This is a genomic window from Sphingomonas sp. SP4 (assembly GCF_058313375.1).
In genome coordinates this window covers 568,874-582,678 of the sequence record NZ_JBZFLE010000001.1, presented here as the reverse complement: position 1 = coordinate 582,678, position 13,805 = coordinate 568,874, and the positions used below count along the sequence as shown (strand labels likewise).

Sequence of the window (13,805 nt, the reverse complement as noted above, 5' to 3'; positions counted from 1 at the left end):
GCCCTACCCCCTCAATGCTCGTGATGCTTGTGCTTATGGTGATGCTTGTGATCGTCGTCCTTTTCGGCGTCCTTCACGTCGTAGGACGGGATCGGCTTCAGGACGCCATAATGTTCCTTTGAAGGCTCATGCGGCAGCGGCGGCCAGGCGATGTCGTCGAGCGGAAGCTCCGTATCCGGCACCCGGTCGAGCAAGTCGCGCAGCAATGTCAGTCGCCCAACCGGCTGGTCGTTGAAGTCGACCAGCGTCCACGGCGCGAAATCGGTGTGCGTCGCCTTAAGCATATGCTCGCGCGCATCCGTGTAGTCGTCGTAATGCTTGCGCGCCTGGATATCGATCGGCGACAGCTTCCAGCGCTTCATCGGATTTTCGAGCCGGTTCTGGAACCGCTCTTCCTGCACCTCCTGATCGCAGCACAGCCAATATTTGAAGAACAGGATACCATCGTTGGTGAACTGCCGCTCGAACTCCGGCACCGCACGCAGGAATGCCTCGGCCTGCTCGGGCGTGCAGAAGCCCATCACTTTCTCGACGCCCGCGCGGTTGTACCAGCTGCGGTCGAACAGCACGATCTCGCCCTCGGCCGGGAAGTGCTCGACGTAACGCTGGAAATACCATTGCGTCTTCTCGCGCTCGGTCGGCGTCGGAAGCGCGACCACGCGGCACTGGCGCGGATTGAGCACGTGGGCGAACATGTCGATCGACCCGCCCTTGCCGGCCGTATCGCGTCCCTCGAACACGATCACCATCCGCTGCTTGGTCTCGGACACCCAGCGCGCCATGGCGCTGAGCTCTCGCGCCAAAGGTTTCAGGAGATCGTCATATTCGTCGTCGCTGAGAACGCTCTTGCCGCTCATTGCCGGCCCCCGCTGCAATGCAACAACTGTACACGGCGAATTCCGGATTGGAACTCCCGCCGCCGCCGGAGAGTCAGCAAGGCGTGCAGAGACTCATCAACAGCGCCCTCCGATCAATTCTCACCGCCGGCTTCTCGCTGTTCAAGCGGCGCGCCCGGAGCAGACCCGGCGTGCACGCGGTCGCTCTGACTCCGGAGCTGAAGATTGTGCTCGTGAAGCTCCGTTATGCCAGCGGTTGGCGATTACCTGGCGGCGGCCGAGATGAAAGCGAGGATCCTGCGGAAGCCGCGCTTCGCGAGCTGCGTGAGGAGATCGGCATGACCTCGCACGGGAATGTCCGGAAAGTTTCCTCCGAACTGCTGATTGTCGACGAAGTCCGCTACCAGCCGCGGCGCTGGTCCTGGGAAGTCGAACGGGTCATGGAGGCCGCAGCGGACGACCTGCCAAGCGACCTCTCTCCCATCGCCGCGCGATGGCTCGCATCCACGAGGGGCACGATCTAAAATCCGACCATGCACCGCTTGTTCGTCGCCATCCGCCCCCCTGAGCCGATAAGCGACCTGCTGATCGACGCGATGGACGACAGCGCCGACTTCCGTTGGCAGGATGACGAGCAGCTGCACATCACCCTGCGCTTCATCGGCGAAGTCGACAGGCCCGTTGCAAACGATCTCGCCGACGCACTCAGCCGTATCCATTCCGCCCCCTTTACCCTGCGCATCAGCGGCGTCGGCCGCTTCGAGCAGCGCAGCTCAGGCGCGCTCTGGGCCGGCGTCGAACCCAAGGAACCGCTCGCGGCCCTCGCCGCCAAGATCGAGCGCGTCTGCCAGCAGGTCGGGCTCGAGCCCGAGCGCCGGGCCTACCACCCGCACATAACCCTCGCCCGCTGGAAAGGACGGCGCTCCCGCGAGGTCGCCGACTACATAGACCGCACGCGTGGCCTCGCTTCCGAACCGTTCGAAGTCGACAGGTTCATCCTTTTCGAAAGCCGCCTCTCGCGGCACGGCGCCCACTATGAAGAGGTCGCCTCCTACCCCCTCTGATTACGCAACGTTCGCGGTGTCCTCGTAGTCGATGTCCATCGGCGACAGGCAGTCCTTGTCGACGCCGTCGCTGATCGCCGCAATCTCAGGGTGCGTCGACAGCCATTGGCCGACCATAAGCCGTCCCTGGATCGAAGGATCGTCCTCGAAGTCCTCGTCATCGAACGCGCTGAACCGCAGCAGCGAGCGGCGATTGTCCACGCGCTGCAACGTCCCGCACGCGTCGCGATCGAACTTCATCCAGTCCTTGTTGTCGGTTCGATGCGAATGGTCTCGGAGAAGGACAGTCGGCCCCCCATCGGACAGCAACGGCATTAGGTCGCCGGCGTCCGATGCCGGAACGAAATAACCGCGGATTCGGTGCTCCGTATTAGCGTGCCATGTCGGTGAAGGGGTCGCCAGCGTAGCAACCACGCAAATCGCGACCAACGCCGGATTGATCCACCGAGCCATGCCGCAAAGGATGCTCTCCCGGCGTGTCGCGAAACATCGGGTGTCTCACCAATGTCCGGCTCGGAAAAAGCCGCATCGCCCAAACGAAAAGGGGAGCCGCCTTTCGGCAGCTCCCCCTGGCGCTCATCTCCGGCAGCTCACCAGATGTGGGCGCGTTTCTCGGGCGGAATGTACATTGTGCTCTGCGGCGTGATGCCGAAGGCGTCGTACCAGGCCTGCACGTTGCGGATCGGGCCGAGCACGCGGAAGCGGCCGGGGCTGTGTGGGTCGGTCGTGACCTGGCTGCGCGCGGTGTCCTCACGCTGCTTCTCCCGCCACACCTGCGCGTAGGCGAGGAAGAAGCGCTGGTCGCCGGTGAGGCCGTCGATCACCGGTGCCGGCTTGCCGCCTAGCGAGCGGTGGTAGGCGTCGAGCGCGACCTGGATGCCGGCGAAATCGGCGATGTTCTCGCCCATCGTCAGCTGCGGGTTCACGAACGCTCCGGGCGCCGCCTCGAACTTGGCGTACTGGTCGCCGAACACCTTGGCCTCGGCATCGAAGCGCTTGCCGTCTTCCGCAGTCCACCAGTCACGGACGTTGCCGCTGGCATCGATCTTGCGGCCCTGATCGTCGAAGCCGTGGCTGATCTCATGGCCGATCACCGCGGCGATTCCGCCATAGTTCACCGCGTCGTCCGCTGCAGGGTCGAAGAACGGCGCCTGGAGGATGCCGGCCGGGAAGACGATCTTGTTCTCGCCGCCGCCGTTATAGGCGTTCACTTCCTGCGGGTTCATGCCCCACTTCTTGCGGTTCACGGGCTTGCCGAGATCTTCCATCTCGTAGTCGGCGTTGAACCGGCTCGCCCGCTTCACGTTGCCGTACAGGTCGTCGGCCTTGATCTCGAGAGCGCTATAGTCGCGGAACTTGTCCGGATAGCCGACCATGACTTCCATCTTCGACAGCTTCTCGAGGGCTGCCTTCTTGGTCGGGGCGCTCATCCAGCTATTGCCTTCGATACGTGCAGCCATGGCTGCCTTCACGTTGGCAACCAGCTCCACCATCTTGGCCTTGGATGCCGGCGGGAAATAGCGTTGGACGTAATCCTGCCCAACCAGCTCGCCGAGCTGGCCGTCGACGAGGGTCACCGCACGCTTCCACCGCGGGCGCTGCTCCGTGACGCCGCTGATCGTCTTCACGTAGTCGAACCGGCTGTCGACCATCGCCTTGTTGAGATAGGGGGCCGCCTGGTCGGCAGTGTGGAACGCTTCCCACTCTTTCAGCGTCGACAGCGGCGTCTTCGCATAGATCGCTGCAAGATCACGGATTGCGGTCTTCTCGTTGACGATCATCCGCTTCTGAGCCGGGATTTTTGCCGCTTCGAGGAAGGCAGCCCACTCGAAGCCCGGAGCATATTTCTCCAGCTGGGCCGTGCTCATCGGATTGTTGGTCTTGTCGATGTCGCGACGATCCGCGCTAGCCCAGCTCTTCTGCGCAATGGCCGTCTCGAAGGCCATCACGCGGTTCGCGGCGGCGGCCGGGTTCGGCTGGCCGATCGCCTTGAAGGTCCGCTCGACATAGGCGCGATAGGCATCGCGCTGCTTCTTGAACTCGGGCTTCAGATAATATTCGCGGTTCGGCAGGCCGAGCCCACTCTGATTGAGGTTCAGCGCGTTGATCGTCGCGTCGGCGGTGTCCGGCTCCAGATGGAACGAGAAGATCGAGCTTCCGAACGTGCCGTCGGTGATGCCCATGTGCCGGGCCATGTCGGTCTTGGTCTTGATCGCCGCGACGGTCGCGAGGTCCTGCTTCAGCGGCGTGATACCGAGCGCCTCGACCCGGGCCTCGTCCATCATGCTCTGGTACATGGCGCCATATTTGCTGCTCGCCGGGGCGCTGGTGATCAGCGATTTCAGCTGTTCCTGCGTCAGGTCATAGACGTCGTAGAACGAACCGGCTTCGGGCTTGTCGGCGGGGATCTGCGTCTTCGCGAGCCAATTGCCGGACGCAAATTTCTGGAAGTCGTCCCCCGGTTTCACCGATGGGTCGCGTGCCGTCAGGTCGATGCCCCAGGTGCCGAGGCGCGGCTTCGCCGGAGCGACGCTCGCCGTGGCTGCAGCTGGCGCCGTCTGGGCAAGAACGCTGACTGGCACCAAGGCCGACGACGCGACGAGCATGACGCCTGCCGCGCGCATAAACGCGTGAACATACTGATTCCGCATGAAATTCCCCGCTAAAGCAATGAGATGCGCACTCTGGTGCACTCATGCGCCAGAGTCCAGCCAACGCTGATCGACAAGCGTCGGGAATCCGTCGACGAACTCCCGGCTGTGGTTTCAACGGCTCACCAGATGCGGACGCGCTTGTCCGGCGGCACGTAGAATTTCGAATCCGGCGTGATCCCGAAGGCCTGGTACCAGGCATCGAGGTTTCGCAGCGGCCCAATGACGCGATAGCGGCGCGGGCTGTGCGGATCGGACGCGACCTGCGTCTTGATCGCATCGTCCCGCTGCTTGCCGCGCCACGCCTGCGCGAACGACAGAAAGAAGCGCTGGTCGCCGGTCAGACCGTCGATCACCCGGGCGGGCTTGCCGTTCAGCGACATCTTGTAGGCAGTGTAAGCGACCTCCAGCCCGGACATGTCGCCGATATTCTCGCCCATCGTCAGCGAGCCGTTGATGAACACGCCCGGCGCCGCTTCGTAGGACGAATATTGCTTGCCGAGTTCGTCGGTCAGCGCCTTGAAGCGCGCGGCGTCTTCCTTCGTCCACCAGTCGCGCAAGCCCCCATTCTCGTCGATCTTGCGGCCCTGGTCGTCGAAGCCGTGCATGATCTCGTGACCGATGATCGCGCCCGCCGCGCCATAGTTCACTGCGGGGTCGGCGGTCGGATCGAAGAATGGCGGCTGCAAGATGCCGGCCGGGAAAACGATCTTGTTCTCAAGCCCGCCGTTGTACGCGTCGACCGTCGCCGGACTCATCGCCCACTTCTTGCGATCGACCGGCTTGTTGAGATCCTCGAGCTGGTAGTTCCATTCGAAGAGCGCGCTGCGCTTGATGTTGCCGTAAAGGTCGTCGCTCTTGAGTTCGAGCTTTGAATAGTCGCGGAACTTGTCGGGATAGCCGACCATCACGTCCATCTTGGCAAGCTTGATGAGCGCCGCCTTTTTGGTGGCTTGCGACATCCAGCTGTTTTCCTGGATACGCTGCGCGGCCGCCTTCTTCAGGTTGGCGACCAATTCTTCCATCATGGTCTTGGACTGGGCTGGAAAGTAGCGGTCGACGTAAGTCTTGCCGAGCAGCTCACCCAGGCGCCCGTCGACTTCGGCGATGCCGCGGCGCCAGCGCGGACGCAGTTCCTTCTGGCCGGTCAGCGTCTTCGCATATTCGAATTTGCTGTCGACGAAGCGCTTCGAAAGATAGTTCGACGCATCGTTCGTCACCTTGAACTTCTGCCAGGTCTTGAGCGTGTCCAGCGGCGTCTTGGCATAGAGCGCCGCCATCTTCTGGATGGCCGTATTGTCGGCGACCAGCATGTGCGGCGAAATCACCTTGGTGTCGCCAAGATAGGCGGCCCAGTCGAATTGCGGCGCATATTTCTTGAGCTGCGCCAGCGACATTGGATTGTTGAGCTTGTCCAGATCGCGGAGGTCCGCCTGCGGCCACGACAGCTTCGCAATCTCCGTCTCGAACGCCATCACCTTCTCGGTCGCCGCCGTTGGGTGCGGCTCGCCGATCAGTTCGAACGTGCGCTGGATGTAGGCGCGATAAGCGTCCCTCTGCGGCTTGTACTTGGGCAGCAGGTAGTAATCGCGGTCCGGCATACCGAGCCCGGTTGTGCCGATATAAGCGATGTTGATCTTGGGGTTGGCCGGATCCGGGATCGTGCCGAGCCCGAAGATCGTCGAGCCATAGTCGCCGAAGGTCTGCGCCATGTAGTGCGTAAACTGCGCCTTGGTCTTGATTTCATCGACGCGCGCGAGGTCCGCCTTGAGCGGCGCGGCATCGAGCTGCTCCAGCCGCGCCTCATCCATGTAACTCGCGTAAAAGGCGCCGAGTTGGCTGTCCTTCGGCGAGCTCATTACGATCGCGCGCAGCTGCTCCTGATTGCGGTCGTTGAGCTCGGAGCCAACGCCATTCCCCGGCTTGTCGGCGGGGATCTCGTGCGTATCCATCCACTTGCCGCTGGCATAGCGCTGGAAGTCGTCTCCGGGTCGGACCGACAGGTCGCGCGTGGAGATGTCGACGCCCCAGGTGCCGAAGTGAACCACTGACGGCGCAGCGCCGGCCTCGGGAATGCTGCCCGACATGACCTGCTGCGCCGCAGAAGGCGCAACGTAGAGCGCGCTGCCTGCAAGAAAAGCGGCCGCCAGGCGAGCCGTGCCGCGATTGAAGAAATAAGCCATCATCTGCCCCCAAATGATTGATTGCGAACGCTACCTTGCCTCTGGCCCGCCGCACAACCACTGCGCATCGACCAAGCCACCTCGGCGGTCGATCAATTGCAGAGTTCGTCCACCACCCCCGCGGGTCATCGCATTTTTGGATTTCAGGGGATTTGTCCTGATGTCGTGCCGCCCGACCGAGGACTAGCGGAGGCCTTTCTGCGGAGGTCGACATGGCTAGCAAAACGCAACGGATCGCCAAATTCTTGCTCCTGGCGCTTCTCGCCGGTTCAGCGACTGACGCGCTCGCGCAGCGGGGCGGCCGCGCCGGTGGCGGCGGGGGAGCACATGCCAGCGGGCGCGCTCAGGCAGGTGGTCGCGCCCAAACAACTCACCGTCAGCACGCCAGTCATCAAACTGCCAACCGGTCCAGCGCCAACCGTAATCAGACGGCGCAGAGGAACCATAGCGGCAACTATAACCGGCAGGCGAATGCGAGCCGGAACACCAACCGGAACGTGCACAAGAACACCAATCGGAACGTAAACCGGAACGTCAATCGCAACACGAACGTGAACCGAAACGTGAACGTCAATCGCAACGTGCACTGGAACGGCAACACCTGGGGCGGGACGCGGGTCTACGCGGGACGTTATGCCTGGCCGCACGGCTATGCGTATGTGCGCCGGCCGGTGGGTTACATCATGCCACGCCCGTTCCTGACCTCGGCTTATTACTACTCGGGCTGGGGGGCGCTCGGCCTGGCGGCGCCGATGGCCGGCTACCAATGGGTCCGCTACGGTTCGGACCTGATGCTCGTGCAGATCGGCACCGGCCGCGTCGTGGACGTGAGGTACGGCGTCTTCGGCTAAGCCCGTCGCCTCGCAGGGCGGCCCATCAGACTCGCAATTCCAACGCGCGCACCCATATTGCTGATGCCCGCGTTGACCTCGCGTGCCCCCTCACGTAACAAGAACATAAACGGAACGAAGCCGATCCGATGATGACACATATTCGTCAGCTTAGGTGTACCGTATGCTGACCCACATAAGCGTCCGTGGTGCGCGCGAACACAATCTGAAGGCCGTCGACGTGGATATCCCGCGCGAGAGCCTGACCGTCATCACGGGCCTGTCCGGTTCGGGCAAGTCGTCGCTCGCCTTCGACACGATCTACGCCGAGGGCCAGCGCCGCTACGTCGAGAGCCTCAGCGCCTACGCGCGCCAGTTCCTCGAGATGATGCAGAAGCCGGACGTCGAGCATATCGACGGCCTCTCGCCGGCCATTTCGATCGAACAGAAGACCACGAGCCGGAACCCGCGCTCCACCGTCGCCACCGTTACCGAGATCTACGACTACATGCGTCTGCTCTGGGCGCGCGTCGGCATCCCCTATTCGCCCGCCACCGGCCTGCCGATCGAGGCGCAGCAGGTCAGCCAGATGGTCGACCGCGTGATGGCCCTCCCCGAAGGCAGCCGCCATTACCTGCTCGCGCCTGTCGTCCGCGGCCGCAAGGGCGAGTACCGCAAGGAGCTTGCCGAGTGGCAGAAGGCGGGCTTCACCCGCGTCCGCATCGACGGCCAGTTCTACGCCATCGAAGAGGCGCCGGCGCTCGACAAGAAGTACAAGCACGACATCGAGGTCGTCGTCGACCGCATCGTCGTGCGCGAAGGCATCGAGCCGCGCCTCGCCGACAGCTTCGAGACCGCGCTGAAGCTCGCCGAGGGCCTCGCCTACCTCGACCCCGCCGATCCGCCGCAGGATCCGCCCGGCGCCGAGAATGTCGGCGTCGCCAAGGTGCTCAAGAAGGCCGCCGACCGCGAGATCCTCGCCGACAACGCGCCTCCCGGCCGCATCATCTTCTCCGAGAAGTTCGCCTGCCCCGTTAGCGGCTTCACCATCGCCGAGATCGAGCCGCGCCTCTTCTCCTTCAACGCGCCGCAGGGCGCCTGCCCGGCCTGCGACGGCCTCGGCGAGAAGCTCGTGTTCGACGAGGACCTCGTCGTCCCCAACCACAACCTCAGCCTGAAGAAGGGCGCCGTCGTCCCCTGGGCCAAGTCGCAGCCGCCAAGCCCTTATTACATGCAGGTGCTGGCCAGCCTCGCCCGCGCCTACGGCTTCGACCTCGACACCGAATGGCGCAACCTGCCGGAGGAAGCACGCCGCGTCATCCTCCACGGCACCGGCGGCAAGCCCGTCACCCTCCGCTTCATCGACGGCAAGCGCAGCTATGAGGTGAAGAAGCCGTTCGAAGGCGTCATCGGCAACCTCAACCGCCGCATGCAGACCACCGAGTCCGCGTGGATGCGGGAGGAGCTCAGCCGCTACCAGGGCAGCCGCCCGTGCGAAGTCTGCCACGGCGCCCGCCTCCGCCCCGAAGCGCTGGCGGTGAAGATCGCCGGCGAAGACATCTCCATGTCCACCCGCCGCAGCGTCGCCGACGCCTTCGCCTGGTTCGGCAGCCTCGAAGCCAAGCTCACCGCCACGCAGCAGGCGATCGCGCACGTCATCCTCAAGGAGATCAACGAGCGCCTCGGCTTCCTCCACAATGTCGGCCTCGACTATCTCCACCTCGACCGCACCAGCGGCACGCTCTCCGGCGGCGAGAGCCAGCGCATCCGCCTCGCCTCGCAGATCGGCTCAGGCCTCTCCGGCGTCCTCTACGTCCTTGACGAGCCGTCCATCGGCCTTCACCAGAAGGACAACGACCGCCTCCTCGAAACCCTCAAGCGCCTGAAGTCGCTCGGCAACACCGTGCTCGTCGTCGAGCATGACGAGGACGCGATCCGCCACGCCGACCATGTCATCGACATGGGCCCGGGCGCCGGCGTCCACGGCGGCGAGGTCGTGTGCCAGGGCACGCTCGAAGAGCTGCTCGCCTGCACCGACAGCATCACTGCCGATTACCTCTCCGGCCGCCGCGAGATCCCGCTGCTCAAGACCCGCCGCAAGGGCTCGGGTAAGTTCATCACCGTGCAGGACGCCACCGCCAACAACCTCCAGAACGTCACCGTGAAGTTCCCGCTCGGCACCTTCACCTGCGTCACCGGGGTCAGCGGCAGCGGCAAGTCCTCGCTCACGATCGACACGCTCTACGCCGGCGCCGCTCGGCAGCTGAACGGCGCGCGCATTCCCTGCGGCCCCTGCGCGGGCATCAAGGGGCTGGAGCAGCTCGACAAGGTCATCGACATCGACCAGTCGCCGATCGGCCGCACCCCGCGTTCCAACCCCGCGACCTACACCGGCGCCTTCACCCAGATCCGCGACTGGTTCGCCGGCCTGCCGGAGGCGCAGGCGCGCGGCTACAAGCCCGGCCGCTTCTCCTTCAACGTCAAGGGCGGCCGATGCGAGGCGTGCCAGGGCGACGGCCTGCTGAAGATCGAGATGCACTTCCTGCCCGACGTCTACGTCACCTGCGACGTCTGCCACGGCGCCCGCTACAACCGCGAGACGCTGGAGGTGAAGTTCAAGGGCAAGTCGATCGCCGACGTGCTCGACATGACGGTCGAGGACGCGGCGGAATTCTTCAAGGCGGTCCCCGGCATCCGCGACAAGATGGAGATGCTGAAGGAAGTCGGCCTCGGCTACGTCAAGGTCGGCCAGCCCGCGACCACGCTCAGCGGCGGTGAGGCGCAGCGCGTCAAGCTGTCGAAGGAGCTGTCCCGCCGCGCCACCGGCAAGACGCTCTACATCCTCGACGAGCCCACCACCGGCCTCCATTTCGAGGACGTGCGCAAGCTCCTCGAAGTCCTCCACCGCCTCGCCGACCAGGGCAACACGGTGGTCGTGATCGAACACAACCTCGACGTCATCAAGACGGCGGATTGGGTCATCGACCTCGGCCCCGGCGGAGGCGTCAACGGCGGCAGGATCGTGGTCGAAGGAACGCCGGAAACGGTCGCGGCGTCACCGGAGAGCTTCACCGGCCAATATCTGAAGCCGCTGCTGGAGCGGGCTTCGGTCAAGCCGACGGTCGTGGAGTCAAAGCCGAAGAAGGTATCGCGGGCACGCAGAGCCGCTGCGGCCGACGAGGATGAATTGGGGCTGGTTGCGGCGAAGTAGCTGCTAGCATCACAATGGTCGCTGCCCGTTTTTGTTAACGCCAGTTGAACGCGCTTCCGTCCTTGTTACATTGGGGATTGCCGGGTCGAAGGGGGCGTGATGCAACTAATCTCAGCGTACGTAACGAATTTTCGGTCAGCAGAAGACAGCGATCGGTTTGATGTAGATCAGGTCACCTGCCTCGTTGGCAAGAACGAGGCCGGCAAAAGCGCAATCCTTTTGGCGTTGGCTGCCCTCAACCCCCACGAAGCCACGCCGGCCAGTCTAGACAAGGAGCGCGATTACCCTCGCCGGCTCCTCACTAGCTACGCGGACAAGCACCCGAAAGAAGAAGCGGTTGCGGTGTCCACGACTTGGAAACTGACAGCAAATGAGCGTCAGCAGATCGAGCAAATGGCTGGGGCCGGCGTTCTTAAGTCTGACACAGTGAATATTCTCCGCCGCTATGGCAAGAATCCGGAAGTCTCAGTAGGCTTGGACTTGGCCGCCGGAATTGAGGCTCTCTATAAAAAATTTGCGTTAGACGCTTCCGAACGCTCGGTCATCAAGTCTGCTGGTAACTCCCAAGAGCTCAGGGACGCTCTTGTTGCGCTGACGTCGCCGACGGAAAAACATGAACAGCTCAAGGCGCATTTGGACACAATCGGGAGCATCACTCACCAGATAAATCAGGCGATACTGAGCTACCTTCCGAAGTTCATGTACTTCTCGTCTTACGACAGAATGGAAGGCGCTATTCAGCTTGAGCATGTCCAGAAGCTAATCTCAAACGGGCAGATAGACGACGACGACAATAAGGGGATCAGGCTATTCTTGGATTTCCTAGAATTCGCCGGAGTCTCCCTTGATGATTTGACGTCTACCGATACCTACGAGACCTTCAATGCGAAGCTTCAAGGCGCATCTAACAACATTACTGATCAGATCCTCGAATACTGGACGCAAAACCCCGACCTGAGTGTGGTCGTGAGGGTTGAACCAGGGCGTTCGGGTGACAAACCGCCATTCAACACGGGAACCGTAGCCCGAGCTCGCGTTCACAATTCCCTACACCGCGTGGACACTCCGTTCTCCGAGCGAAGCGCGGGCTTCGTCTGGTTTTTCTCGTTTCTCGTCAAATTCGCGCAGGTTAAGGACGAGGAGACTCCCGTCATTCTTTTGCTAGACGAACCGGGACTTACTCTTCACGGTAAGGCGCAAGCAGACTTGCTTCGATACTTCAAAGAAAAGCTCGCGCCGCACCATCAGGTTATTTATTCCAGCCATTCACCCTTTATGGTGCCGGCAGATCATCTTGCATCTGTTCGCATCGTTGAAGATCAAGTTGAGCTTAAGAATAATCGTCGGGTCCCTATCGGAACGAAAGTTCGGGACGATGTTCTAAGCACCGACCCCGACACGTTGTTTCCCCTGCAAGGAGCGCTTGGCTACGATATCAGTCAGTCCCTCTTCGTCGGTAAGAACACGCTGGTGGTCGAGGGTCCCGGCGACATCTTATACCTCCAGGCGCTGTCCGATGCCCTCAAGCGCAAGGGCAAGAGTGGCTTAGATCAGCGGTGGACGCTCTGCCCTTCCGGCGGCATCGATAAGCTGCATCCGTTCATGGCGCTGTTCGCAGGTAATGCGCTGAACGTCGCCGTGCTCTCCGACCAGGCAAAGGGCGATAAGGCTAAGATCGAGAGGCTAAAACGATCCGAGATACTGAAGTCTGGTCACTTCTATACGATGGCGGACTTCCTGAGCCGAGATGAAGGCGACATTGAGGACATTTTCGAGCCTGATCTATTCGCAACTATATTGAATGGAGCATATGGCCTGAAGGATACGAATGAGCTCACGGCAAAGAAGCTTATCTCCGCCGATGAGACGACGGAACGGCTTTTAAAGAAGGCCGAAGCCGCATTCAGGGTCATGCCTGCCGACGTTCAAGAATTCGACCATTTCACGCCGGCCGCTTGGCTGATCCGCAATCCGAAAGTTTTGGACGGCAAATCGGCTGAAGTGACTAAGACGCTGGAGCGAGCTGAGACGGTTATTGAAGCATATAATAAGCTTCTCTGACCCGATGGCCGCGCGCTGCAGTCTGTTCAACGCGTCGCGCGCGGCGGTCGCCTTCGCGCCTTGAAGTTGGCTCCGCCCGAAGGGTCTTGGATGGCTTACAACGCCAGGGTCGCGACGAGCAGGACCGCTCCCAACATTGGTGGGATGACACTCACCGCTGGCCACGGTGACTGCGTTGGCTCAATCGAATGACCAGGCCGTTCGGAATCAACGCGCACTGCCAGGGCACTCCCAAGCGGGTGATTTTCGTGGATTGGGCAGCTGACGAAGGAGTCCTCGTACCTTTGCCCCTTCCAAACATAGGCGTACCGAACTTGGCATTGCTGCTTGGACGTCGGCTGAATCACAGTTGCTGACACAGTTTGTCCGTGCAGCGCGCGAACGTTATTCCGATAACCCCAGGCGCTTAGGCCCGAGAAAAAGGCGAACATCGCCCAGCAAAGCGCCAACTGCCGAACAAGGACTTTGCGCGGCGGAAGGTTCGCCCACGCGGGCTTAGAGCCTTTTACGCCCCGAAGCTTGCGGACGTTGAGGTTGAGCAACCGCCGTCGAAGCAGTCGTGTCGCCGACATGGTCGCCCAAAAGTAGAATATGAAAGAGAAATAGACCGCCGCGAACCAGGCAAGGGCTGTCCAGTATCGCTCGTGGACCAGGACTTGCACATACACCCACCCGCTCGCGCCGAGGATCACAGTCCACGACAGCGCCGTCGCGATCTTGAACCGTAGCCGGAAGCTCTCCTCCGCCTCATTCACTTGCGCTTCGCTAACCGGCAAGCCGACCAGCATGTCCCTCGTCTTGAACGACCACTGACCATTCTCATCGCAGGTGAAGGGCCGCATGAAATCGTCCACGCGATCCTGCATCCCAACAATTAGCCCCATTTCGCGGACCTCCCCTGGCGCTCAGACAAGCCTGTTCACGACGACTGTGCAAGATGGAAGACCTTCTCTATCTGTGCCGTCGAAC

General features: G+C 62.2%; 10 protein-coding genes. 5 read left to right on the top strand and 5 right to left on the bottom strand.

Annotated features, from left to right (window positions below):
• Window positions 1–11: 11 nt before the first annotated feature.
• Window positions 12–857, bottom strand: coding sequence for a polyphosphate kinase 2 (ppk2, locus tag AC4GYV_RS02940; RefSeq protein WP_491099166.1), 846 nt, complete (start codon window positions 855–857; stop codon window positions 12–14).
• A gap of 83 nt (window positions 858–940) precedes the next feature.
• On the opposite strand from ppk2, the gene AC4GYV_RS02935 reads away from it, so the two are divergent.
• Both AC4GYV_RS02935 and thpR read left to right on the top strand, forming a co-directional pair.
• Complete coding sequence (locus tag AC4GYV_RS02935) at window positions 941–1,360, top strand: NUDIX hydrolase (protein ID WP_491099165.1); 420 nt, start codon at window positions 941–943, stop codon at window positions 1,358–1,360.
• 9 nt (window positions 1,361–1,369) lie between these two features.
• A complete protein-coding gene (gene thpR, locus AC4GYV_RS02930; RefSeq protein ID WP_491099164.1) occupies window positions 1,370–1,900 on the top strand; it encodes an RNA 2',3'-cyclic phosphodiesterase in 531 nt (176 codons plus the stop codon).
• Here the strand turns inward: thpR and AC4GYV_RS02925 are convergent, their stop codons facing one another.
• The 3 genes from AC4GYV_RS02925 to AC4GYV_RS02915 all read right to left on the bottom strand — a co-directional run bounded on the left by AC4GYV_RS02925 (window position 1,901) and on the right by AC4GYV_RS02915 (window position 6,734).
• Window positions 1,901–2,353, bottom strand: a complete 453-nt coding sequence (locus tag AC4GYV_RS02925; protein WP_491099163.1) for a hypothetical protein — start codon at window positions 2,351–2,353, stop codon at window positions 1,901–1,903. It lies immediately after the preceding gene.
• 137 nt (window positions 2,354–2,490) lie between these two features.
• On the bottom strand, window positions 2,491–4,551 hold the full coding sequence (locus AC4GYV_RS02920; RefSeq protein ID WP_491099162.1) for a M13 family metallopeptidase: 2,061 nt from the start codon (window positions 4,549–4,551) through the stop codon (window positions 2,491–2,493).
• Window positions 4,552–4,673: 122 nt separating this feature from the next.
• Entirely contained in the window at window positions 4,674–6,734 is a 2,061-nt protein-coding gene (locus tag AC4GYV_RS02915) for a M13 family metallopeptidase (protein ID WP_491099161.1), read from the bottom strand.
• Between the two features lie 212 nt (window positions 6,735–6,946).
• On the opposite strand from AC4GYV_RS02915, the gene AC4GYV_RS02910 reads away from it, so the two are divergent.
• From AC4GYV_RS02910 to AC4GYV_RS02900, 3 genes are all read left to right on the top strand, one after another.
• The gene (locus tag AC4GYV_RS02910; RefSeq protein WP_491099160.1) at window positions 6,947–7,585 is read left to right on the top strand and encodes an RcnB family protein; all 639 of its coding nucleotides are present in this window, start codon (window positions 6,947–6,949) and stop codon (window positions 7,583–7,585) included.
• A gap of 163 nt (window positions 7,586–7,748) precedes the next feature.
• Window positions 7,749–10,775 (top strand): excinuclease ABC subunit UvrA, encoded by a 3,027-nt coding sequence (gene uvrA / locus AC4GYV_RS02905; protein WP_491099159.1) that lies wholly within the window; start codon window positions 7,749–7,751, stop codon window positions 10,773–10,775.
• A gap of 99 nt (window positions 10,776–10,874) precedes the next feature.
• On the top strand, window positions 10,875–12,836 hold the full coding sequence (locus AC4GYV_RS02900) for an AAA family ATPase (protein ID WP_491100374.1): 1,962 nt from the start codon (window positions 10,875–10,877) through the stop codon (window positions 12,834–12,836).
• A gap of 95 nt (window positions 12,837–12,931) precedes the next feature.
• Here AC4GYV_RS02900 and AC4GYV_RS02895 read toward each other — a convergent pair whose 3' ends face one another.
• On the bottom strand, window positions 12,932–13,720 hold the full coding sequence (locus AC4GYV_RS02895) for a hypothetical protein (protein ID WP_491099158.1): 789 nt from the start codon (window positions 13,718–13,720) through the stop codon (window positions 12,932–12,934).
• Between the last annotated feature and the right edge of the window lie 85 nt (window positions 13,721–13,805).

Coding starts and splice junctions, on each gene's coding strand:
- ppk2 (WP_491099166.1), bottom strand. CDS start 857: ATGAGCGGCAAGAGCGTTCTCAGCGACGACGAATATGACGATCTCCTG.
- thpR (WP_491099164.1), top strand. CDS start 1,370: ATGCACCGCTTGTTCGTCGCCATCCGCCCCCCTGAGCCGATAAGCGAC.
- AC4GYV_RS02925 (WP_491099163.1), bottom strand. CDS start 2,353: ATGGCTCGGTGGATCAATCCGGCGTTGGTCGCGATTTGCGTGGTTGCT.
- AC4GYV_RS02920 (WP_491099162.1), bottom strand. CDS start 4,551: ATGCGGAATCAGTATGTTCACGCGTTTATGCGCGCGGCAGGCGTCATG.
- AC4GYV_RS02915 (WP_491099161.1), bottom strand. CDS start 6,734: ATGGCTTATTTCTTCAATCGCGGCACGGCTCGCCTGGCGGCCGCTTTT.
- AC4GYV_RS02910 (WP_491099160.1), top strand. CDS start 6,947: ATGGCTAGCAAAACGCAACGGATCGCCAAATTCTTGCTCCTGGCGCTT.
- uvrA (WP_491099159.1), top strand. CDS start 7,749: ATGCTGACCCACATAAGCGTCCGTGGTGCGCGCGAACACAATCTGAAG.
- AC4GYV_RS02900 (WP_491100374.1), top strand. CDS start 10,875: ATGCAACTAATCTCAGCGTACGTAACGAATTTTCGGTCAGCAGAAGAC.
- AC4GYV_RS02895 (WP_491099158.1), bottom strand. CDS start 13,720: ATGGGGCTAATTGTTGGGATGCAGGATCGCGTGGACGATTTCATGCGG.